Annotated in this window: 8 protein-coding genes; 2 read left to right on the top strand and 6 right to left on the bottom strand. The window is 41.5% G+C overall.

Translation table 11 applies throughout. The annotated features are described in order from the left end of the window. Nucleotides 1-262: 262 nt before the first annotated feature. The 3 genes from VE944_RS07270 to VE944_RS07280 are packed head-to-tail and all read right to left on the bottom strand — an operon-like array spanning nucleotide 263 to nucleotide 2,274. Nucleotides 263-964 carry a carbonic anhydrase gene (locus VE944_RS07270; protein ID WP_324974447.1) on the bottom strand — a complete coding sequence of 234 codons (702 nt, stop codon included), beginning with the start codon at nucleotides 962-964 and terminating at the stop codon, nucleotides 263-265. Nucleotides 965-989: 25 nt separating this feature from the next. Further along, nucleotides 990-1,301: a P-II family nitrogen regulator gene (locus VE944_RS07275; RefSeq protein WP_324974426.1), complete on the bottom strand. Its 312-nt coding sequence runs from the start codon at nucleotides 1,299-1,301 to the stop codon at nucleotides 990-992. A 4-nt stretch (nucleotides 1,302-1,305) separates the two neighbouring features. Beyond that, complete coding sequence (locus VE944_RS07280) at nucleotides 1,306-2,274, bottom strand: sodium-dependent bicarbonate transport family permease (RefSeq protein WP_324974429.1); 969 nt, start codon at nucleotides 2,272-2,274, stop codon at nucleotides 1,306-1,308. A gap of 575 nt (nucleotides 2,275-2,849) precedes the next feature. Here VE944_RS07280 and pcrA point away from each other — a divergent pair. After that, nucleotides 2,850-5,174: a DNA helicase PcrA gene (pcrA, locus tag VE944_RS07285; protein WP_324974432.1), complete on the top strand. Its 2,325-nt coding sequence runs from the start codon at nucleotides 2,850-2,852 to the stop codon at nucleotides 5,172-5,174. A 48-nt stretch (nucleotides 5,175-5,222) separates the two neighbouring features. On the opposite strand, the gene VE944_RS07290 is transcribed toward pcrA, so the two are convergent. From VE944_RS07290 to VE944_RS07300, 3 genes are all read right to left on the bottom strand, one after another. After that, the gene (locus VE944_RS07290) at nucleotides 5,223-5,516 is read right to left on the bottom strand and encodes an antibiotic biosynthesis monooxygenase family protein (protein ID WP_324974435.1); all 294 of its coding nucleotides are present in this window, start codon (nucleotides 5,514-5,516) and stop codon (nucleotides 5,223-5,225) included. A 66-nt stretch (nucleotides 5,517-5,582) separates the two neighbouring features. Then, nucleotides 5,583-6,935, bottom strand: a complete 1,353-nt coding sequence (locus VE944_RS07295) for an MATE family efflux transporter (protein ID WP_324974438.1) — start codon at nucleotides 6,933-6,935, stop codon at nucleotides 5,583-5,585. A 245-nt stretch (nucleotides 6,936-7,180) separates the two neighbouring features. Further along, the gene (locus VE944_RS07300) at nucleotides 7,181-8,098 is read right to left on the bottom strand and encodes a metallophosphoesterase family protein (protein WP_324974441.1); all 918 of its coding nucleotides are present in this window, start codon (nucleotides 8,096-8,098) and stop codon (nucleotides 7,181-7,183) included. Nucleotides 8,099-8,234: 136 nt separating this feature from the next. Between VE944_RS07300 and VE944_RS07305 the strand changes: the two genes are divergently transcribed. Next, the coding region (locus VE944_RS07305; protein WP_324974444.1) for a hypothetical protein at nucleotides 8,235-9,092 on the top strand (858 nt) is incomplete at its 3' end.

Here is a 9,092-nt window from a genome sequence, read left to right on the forward strand (position 1 = left end):
TCGGGGATCTGAGCCTCTCGATTTTATATATAGTTACAGAAAATGTAGTAAGCGGTTCTCGAATGGAAGCAATACACAATAGGGCACAGCATTGCTGTGCCCCTACAAATGGTCTGTATTCTATGCAATTGAGAACCGCTATATACAACTTAAATGCTCATTAGCTTATCAGTGAACAGTAAACAGTTTTTCAGTGGGGAATCAGAGTCTCCAACAATTTTTGAATTTTGAATTGTTTAATTGTTGGAAATCCTCTAGCAAACTAAGTAATAATATTTACCCTTCCTGTATCCAAATCGTAACGACCTCCGACAATTTTTAATTTGCCCGATCGCACTTGCTCAGTTAAAAGCTGCGATCGCTTCAACCGTTCAATTTGATATTGCACATTTGCCACCACAGCATTTTCAACCGCGTCACCCGACTGACTCTTAACCTTTTCTACTGCTGGCTTAATTGCCTTCACAAAAGTACCAATATCACCGAGTAACGATTGGTTTTGGACGGCGGCGGTTACAGCGCCGCAACGTTCATGCCCCATCACCATCAATAGTGGAGAGGCTAATAAGACAACCGCATATTCAATACTACCGATCGCTTCAGGCGTAGCGATATTTCCGGCAATCCGAATATCAAAGATGTCTCCAATGCCCTGATCAAAAACAATTTCTGCGGGTACTCGTGAATCCGCACAACTAAGAATAGTTGCAAATGGATGTTGAACTTGAGCAACTTCTTGCAACCGCAGTGCAGATTGATCGGGGTATTGGGGTTGATGCTGAACAAATCGCTGATTCCCCTCCATCAGCTTTTGCAATGCGGCATCAGGACTAAGGGATTCAGGGGAAGTTGAGGGTATTTCGGCAGCTTTAGCCTGTTCCACCCGCCAAAGCAAATCGCTGGCGGATAGCATCATTCCAAAGGCCCCGGTCATTCCTAACTTCAAAAAGTCACGACGTTCCATGAAATGTTTCATTGAATTTATAATCTTACATCGACGCTACACATCTGACAGAGCGAATTTCCATCACATCGGAAACGTAGCAAGTACCTCCGAACTTATTAAGGAGTGGTTTGATATTTTCTACAACTGGCTTGAGTTGTTCGGGCATACAAAACGCGAGGATGTAAACATTATCAAGCATGGTCATGTCTAAATCTTCTGTCGTTCCTAGTAATCCTTTACCAGCAACATTTCGGATTACGGCATGGTTATGTACACCCGACTTGTCTAAATTATCTAAAATTTTGGCAAGTTCAAAAGAATTGGCGATAATTTCTATCTTTTTAACTAGGTGCATATTATTACCTCCAGAATAGGTTAATTCCGTAGAGATATAACGGAATTCCCACAATAATATTGAACGGGAATGTTACTGCTAGAGCGGTTGAAACATACAGGCTGGGATTTGCTTCGGGAACAGTCATCCGCATAGCCGCAGGGACAGCGATGTAAGAAGCACTGGCACACAATACAGCGAACAACAGGGAATCTCCGCGAGGCATACCGATCAATTTGGCAATTACCAACCCAATGCCTGCATTGAGTATAGGAATTAGTATGGCAAATAAAATTAGAAAAACTCCGGTTTTTTGCAAGTCTTTAATTCTTCTAGCAGCGACTAATCCCATGTCCAGTAAAAAGAAGGTAAGAACGCCATAAAACAACCCTTGAGTAAAAGGTTCTAAGACATGCCAACCGCGTTCACCTGTCAAGACACCTATAAATAGACTACCTATTAAGAGAAAAACTGAACTATTAAGAAATGCTTCTTGCAAAACTTCCGGCCACGATAAGTCCCGCTTTCCATCGACGGTGAATATATTCACCAAAATTAGACCAACTATAATCGCTGGGGATTCCATCAGGGCAAGGGCTGCCACCATGTAACCATCAAAAGGAATGCCAAGCTCAGTCAAAAAAGCGCTAGCTGTGATGAAGGTGACGGCACTGATAGAACCGTAAGTTGCTGCGATCGCAGCCGCATCGTAAGTATCCAATTTCCACTTCAAGATAAAAAAGGTGTAAATTGGAACAACACAAGCCATCATCATTGCTGCTGCGAGTGTTAGAACGACTTCCTGAGTTACACCGCTTTTGATTAGTTCTACACCTCCCTTAAAACCAATGGCAAACAGCAGATACAACGAAAAGAGTTTGGGCATTGGTGCGGGAATTTCTAAATCAGACTTGACAAAAACAGCAATCATGCCTAAAAAGAAAAACAGGATTGGCGGATTCAAAATATTGGATACAATTAAGCTGATATCCATATCCACCCCTTTTTGTATTGGTTTAACCTGAAATTAAATAAATTTTTCATCCTTAAAAATTTAACGGTTGAATCATGATGTATCGTGTGTTGCTCCCCAATGTCAATTGGGTACTCAAGGAGTGAATAGTCTTATTGGTGACCATACTCTTAGTACAGCATTGCCAATGCGTCCCCTTGCATTAAAAACGCTACGATTTTACGCAAAGCTGGACTTAGTTAGGTATTACAGCATTTTTTAAGTAAATAAACCACAGGCTAGGGAACATTGCGGTGTTCCTACGAAAATCTGTACGGTCAATTCATGAATTGCCCCTACTGTTGACAACAGAACGAGTGAGAGATTGCCCCTCATGCCCTTCAATTAGTTCATTAGGATGAACCACACCATTTTGGAATGTGCCTTTGACTGACAGCATAGCTTTTTCTTGGTTCTACATAAATCATGATAGAGTACCATTCTGGTTAAGAATATTCCCACACAATCTTTATTGACCAAGTTTCGTTAAGATGTTGTAACCTGGGCAATAGCAACTCTCTATTGATGTGACGCCAGGCAATCGCTTTTTCACATCCATGACAACAACCATCGACTTTCTCAGTCACCTTAACCCTAGCCAACGTCAAGCTGTCGAACATTACTGCGGCCCGTTGCTAGTTGTTGCTGGCGCAGGTTCCGGTAAAACACGAGCGCTGACTTATCGCATTGCGAATCTAATTCTGAAACACCGCGTTGATCCAGAAAATATCCTGGCGGTTACTTTTACCAACAAAGCCGCACGGGAAATGAAAGACCGGATTCAACGGCTGTTTGCGGAACAACTGGCTATGAAACAATACAGTCAGAAGTTGGATTTGTTGACAGAATATCAACAAACGCAATTGCGATCGCAAGTTTACAAAAACACGATCAAAGATTTATGGTGTGGCACTTTCCACAGTCTATTTTCTCGGATTCTTCGCTTTGATATTGAAAAATATGTAGACGAAAAAGGGCGCAAGTGGAATCGTAATTTCTCTATTTTTGATGAATCAGATGTGATGACTCTGATTAAAGAAATTGTCAATAAACAGTTAAATTTAGACGATAAAAAATTTGACGCTCGCTCTGTCCGCTACGCTATTAGTAACGCTAAAAACCAAGGTTTATCGCCCCAAGAATTTGAGCAAGATCAACCCAATTATCGCGGACGGGTGATTGCCCAAGTCTATAGTTTATATCAAGATAAGTTAGCAGAAAATAACGCTCTCGATTTTGATGATCTAATTCTCGTACCAACTAGATTATTTCAGCAAAACGAGCAAGTATTGGGTTATTGGCATCGCAAATTTTGCCATATCCTTGTAGATGAATATCAAGATACTAATCGGACTCAGTATCAACTTATTCATTTATTGGTGACTAATGGCGAAACCAGAAAGAGCGAATGGGAATGGCAAAATCGCTCAGTTTTCGTTGTCGGCGATGCAGATCAATCAATTTACAGCTTTCGGATGGCAGATTTCACCATCTTGCTGGGATTTCAGGAAGACTTTGGTGATGGTTTAGTAGATGATGACACCCGAACGATGGTTAAGCTGGAGGAAAACTATCGTTCTTGTGAAAACATTCTGCAAGCGGCTAATGAACTGATTGAAAATAATACCCAACGGATTGATAAAGTCCTTAAACCGACGCGGGGGCCGGGTGAGCAGATTACTTGTCACAAAGCCGATGAAGAACTCGCAGAAGCGGCATTTGTGATTAATCAAATTAGCACTTTAGAAAACCAAAATCCAGAGTTAAGCTGGGGTAGTTTTGCCATACTTTATCGGACAAACGCCCAATCTCGACCCTTTGAAGAATTGTTGGTGAAATATCAAATTCCTTACACAGTTGTGGGAGGAATGAGATTTTACGATCGCAAAGAAATTAAAGATGTCATTGCGTATTTAAGAGCGATCGCTAACCCATCTGATACAGTCAGTTTATTACGAGTTATTAATACTCCCCGGCGGGGAATTGGCAAAACGACTATTGATGCTTTGGTGAACGCCTCCCAACAATTAGGGACAACCTTATGGGAAATACTCAGCGATGAAACATCAGTTAATACATTAGCTGGACGCGCTACAAAAGCTGTAAATAGCTTTGCCGAGATGATTAGCCGTTGGCAAGGACAAATCGGTACGCTTCCCGTGACTGAGGTTTTGCAAGGAATACTAGAAGATTCTGGTTACGTTCAAGACTTGATGAGTCAAGGCACAGACGAAGCCACAGATCGGGTACAAAACGTTCAAGAACTTTACAACGCTGCACTACAATTTCAAGAAGAAAACGAAGAGGTTTCCCTGCGAGACTTTTTGAGTAGCGCCGCCCTTAGTTCCGATTTGGATAATTTAAAAGAAGGACAGACAGCCGTTTCTCTGATGACTTTGCACGCTTCCAAAGGTTTGGAATTTCCCGTAGTATTTTTGGTGGGATTAGAACAAGGGCTATTTCCTGGCTACCGATCGCTTGGTGATCCTGCATCTTTGGAAGAAGAACGCCGCTTGTGTTATGTAGGCATTACTCGCGCCCAAGAAAGGTTATATATATCACACGCGCGGGAACGTCGTTTGTATGGTTCTCGTGAACCTGCGATGCGATCGCAATTTCTCGACGAATTACCAGAAGAATTATTAACTACTCCACGCCTGAGTCGTCAAACTTATACTAAAAGTGCCTCTACTTCTAATGGAAAGCAAGACACGAAGCAGAATTGGCAAGTAGGCGATAAAGTATTACATAAAACTTTTGGAATTGGTGAAATTACGCATGTTTTCGGAACGGGTACTAAGATGTCTGTAGCAATTAAATTTGATAGCTTGGGACAGAAAATTGTTGACCCAAGAGTAGCGCAGTTGCAACGAGTAGAGTGATACAATCGCACATCCCCGACTTTTCAAAAAAGTCGGGGATTTTGTTTTTCAGATTTTAATTTCTTCAAAGTGTTCAACCGTGGGAAATGGCTCATAAAAATGATGCAGAAGTTTTTTCCACTCTTGATACTCAGCAGAACTTCTAAATCCTACAGTATGAGATTCTAAAGTTTCCCATTTGACAAGTAATAAGTATTTACCTTGGACTTCTATACATTTATGCAATTCATGGGATAAATATCCGTCCATTGAGGAAATAAATTTAGAAGCTTTTTTGAAAGCAGTTTCAAAATCTGATTCTAGACCAGGTTTAACAGAAAGCATAACTGCCTCAAGAATCATAAAGTTTTGCGGTGATAATTAAGCTAATGTTAACGCCATGTACAACTTCTTCTTTTAAGCTATCTATTACCCGTAGTTAGTTGTTTTCTTGCCAAACCGCCAAGTCATGACTATTGCAGCGATCGCTAAACCAATAGCTAGTCCCCACCAAAGACCAATCGCTCCATACCCCGACGAGATTCCGAAAGTATAACCAGTCAATAAACCAATACACCAATAAGCAAAAATACCAATCAACATAGGAATTCGAGTGTCTTTTAGTCCGCGTAATGCTCCCCCCGCAGTAACTTGCACACCGTCAACTATTTGAAAAATCGCTGCCACTCCCAGCAATTTCACTGCGAGGGCAACCACATCTGCATTGTTTGGATCATTAATGTCAATATAAAGAGAAATAATCGACTTTGGCACTAACCAAAATGTAATACCTACCACACCCATAGTTAGAGCTGCAATGGCAATGCCTACATATCCAGCTAGACGAGTAGCAAGCAGGTCATTCTGTCCAACTAACTGCCCAACACGTACTGTTGTCGCTAGAGAAATGCCTAGTGCAAGCTGAAATGACATCGCAATTGTTTGTAAAGCAATTTGATGGGCAGCAAGAGCGTTTGTTCCTAAGTTTCCTATTATGAAAGTAACAACAGTGAACAGTCCCGCTTCGACTGCAATCAACCCCCCAATGGGCAATCCAACGTGAAAAATCTCGCCAATAATCCGGCGATACTTTAGGGAAAAAGCTTTTCTAGATAAAGGTCGAAAAATACCGTAAACTGCAAAGCGAGGCTGATTACATATATAAACTGTCAAAGTAACAAACGTACTCCAAAGTGAGAGTGTGCTTGCCCAAGCGATACCAGCTAAACCCAGCGCCGGAAATCCCAGTTTGCCGAACATCAGCACATAGTTAGCTGTAATGTCGAGCAGAGTACCCAAAACCACAGTCACGATTATTAATTGTGGTTCCAATAGAGCAGAAAGAAAGCTTTTAAGTACTCCAAAGCCTAAAGCAGGAATAAAACCTAGTGCGATCGCCTTTAAATAAATCTCTGCTAGTGCTACTGTGCTAGCATCCTGCCCTAGCAGAAGTAGTAAAGCACCTCCATTGTAAAGCAGCAATGTAATTGGTATTCCTAGTAGCAAAGATATCCCTAGTCCCAGGCGTACAATTGTGCCAACTTTTTCTCTATTTCCGGCTCCGTATGCTTGGGCAGCTAACGGACTGACAGCAGAAACAATACCAGTAGCTATCAACAGACAAAAACTAAAGATAATAGATCCCAAACCTCCAGATGCAATAGTCTGGCTTCCTAACCAGCCCATCATTACCGTATCCACAAAACCAGTTGCAGATTGAGCCAGTTGTGCTGCTGCTAAAGGTACGGCTAACACAAGACATTTTTTAACTTCAGAAAACATACGCTTATAACCCGATGTGAAGAACAAAGGGTTTTTCCAAAATCTAAACCCATGTTCAGAAGATGCTGCTCCTGTGAACTTCAATCTATCTTAATGGAGTAAGGGGATTCTCGTTACAGTCTTACGGAGGAAAGATTAACGGGAGATGAATTGCGACCAGGTAAAACTAACGGGACAGTGTTTTATTCTTTGGTTGATTTTGGTTCTCTACTCAATATTTTAGTTGCTCAATTTTAATCATATAACTAAGCCGATTTTAATTGAATAATACCTTTATCAAAAACGCGATTATTAGTAGCGATCGCACTTACTTCTATTCTATCTTTATACACCTCATAAGAGGCAAAACTCAGCTTTTCGGCAGAATGCTCTGTCCATTCCGAGCGCCTTACAGGACGAATACCTGCACCAGCACCAGTAACTAGATAAGTCGTTCCATTAATAGCACGAGTACGTTCATAACTATGGTCGTGGCCATTGATGTAGAGTTGAACCCCATGTTTTTGAAACAGAGGAGTGAAGATTTTAATAAAACTTTGATTGACTCCGTAGTGACCGGATGAATAAATTGGATGATGTCCAAATACAACTTTCCAAGGAGCTTTACTAAGACTTAATTCTTTTTCTAACCAAGGTAGCTGGTTTTTCCAATCAGCGTTACTGTTAGTATCTAAAGCAAAAAATTGCACAGAACCACGGCTAAATGTATAGTAGCGTCTTCCCTTCATATTAAAACCAGCATACTTGACTTGTGGATCACCATTTTCAGTACGAATATCGTGATTACCTAAACAAGCCTGAAATTTCACACCTTGCTTGAGCAAAGCTTGATAAGGACGCTCAAAAACTGCACCAATTTTCTCAATTTCGCCGTTGTTGTAAATGTTGTCTCCAGCTAAAACGACTAAATCATAAGGATTTTGTTTGTGATATGTGTTCATCGCTCCAGCCACAGCATACTGTCCTTTAGCGCCAGTCCCTGTATCAGCCACAGACACAAAACGTAATAACAAGTCTTTTTTGGCTGGATTGGCTGCTATAGCTGTTGTTAAATCGGTAATATCAGCAGTTTGATGATTTTGACGAAACGTCCAGCCGAAAAATCCTGCACCAATGGCGCTGAAGCTACTTAAAAATAAAAATTGACGGCGTTTGAGGTTCATAACTCACCAAATTTAATAAATAGTCAGTTTAGCTGAAGCAATGTGCAATTGAAGTGATACATTAAGGCAAAAGAAGGCAGCACCAGTAATAATGTACGTTGTTTGTCTTTGATTCGCTGCTTTTGGTGAAAGTTCCATGTCACAAGACAATCAGTCAAAACCGACGGATAAGCAAGTAACTCAACCTCCCCAAAAACCTTACCAGAGAGTTCAGCCATTTTGGAAGGCTAAAATTATCCAACTTCTCCAAGGGACGATTGGGGTTTTAGAAGTAACGGTGGAGAAACTGGAGACAGTACCCCCACCTGGTACTGAGGAAAAACCTGGCTTTTTCCAGCAGTTTCAGTTGTGGTGGGGTGGATTGCTAAGGACAATCCGCTTGTTTTTACCATCAAATTTGTCAACAAAGTTATCAGATACCGCTTTGACGGGGATTGTTACTGGAATTGCTGTAATTATTGTTTGGACAACTGCGAGTGTCTTTACTGGTAAACCTACTGAAATCGCAACAGTTCCACCCGTTGAAGAAGTTCCTGCACCAACACCGACACCAACGATAACTACTCCACCTGAGTCAGTTACACCAGAACTAGAGCCGCCACAGCCACCAGAGGAAATTACGCCGCCAGAAGTACAAACTCCGCCACCACCAACGCCGGAAGCGAAAGCGGAACCGGAACCAATTCCCACGCCAGCGATAGAATTAACACCAGAACAAGCCTTGATTGCGGCTATTGAAAATCAGGTAGCCGAAATTAGCGATCGCATTGCCTCTGGTCTGATAAAGTCAATTCAAGCCAACTTTCGCACCAGCAATCTTACAGTCAAAATTAGTGACGATTGGTACACTCTCAAAGAATCTCAGCAGGACAAACTAGCTGCGGAGATATTACAACGCTCTCAAGAACTGGATTTTACCCATTTAGAAATTATCGACTCCCAAAATAAGTTGATAGCGCGTAACCCAGTTGTTGGTACTGAGATAGTAATTTTT

The organism is Nostoc sp., assembly GCF_035638895.1.
Classification (GTDB): Bacteria; Cyanobacteriota; Cyanobacteriia; order Cyanobacteriales; family Nostocaceae; genus Nostoc.

Bases quoted from the DNA above. Each gene is read 5' to 3' on its own strand.
- VE944_RS07270 (WP_324974447.1), bottom strand. From the start codon at position 964: ATGGAACGTCGTGACTTTTTGAAGTTAGGAATGACCGGGGCCTTTGGA.
- VE944_RS07275 (WP_324974426.1), bottom strand. From the start codon at position 1,301: ATGCACCTAGTTAAAAAGATAGAAATTATCGCCAATTCTTTTGAACTT.
- VE944_RS07280 (WP_324974429.1), bottom strand. From the start codon at position 2,274: ATGGATATCAGCTTAATTGTATCCAATATTTTGAATCCGCCAATCCTG.
- pcrA (WP_324974432.1), top strand. From the start codon at position 2,850: ATGACAACAACCATCGACTTTCTCAGTCACCTTAACCCTAGCCAACGT.
- VE944_RS07290 (WP_324974435.1), bottom strand. From the start codon at position 5,516: ATGATTCTTGAGGCAGTTATGCTTTCTGTTAAACCTGGTCTAGAATCA.
- VE944_RS07295 (WP_324974438.1), bottom strand. From the start codon at position 6,935: ATGTTTTCTGAAGTTAAAAAATGTCTTGTGTTAGCCGTACCTTTAGCA.
- VE944_RS07300 (WP_324974441.1), bottom strand. From the start codon at position 8,098: ATGAACCTCAAACGCCGTCAATTTTTATTTTTAAGTAGCTTCAGCGCC.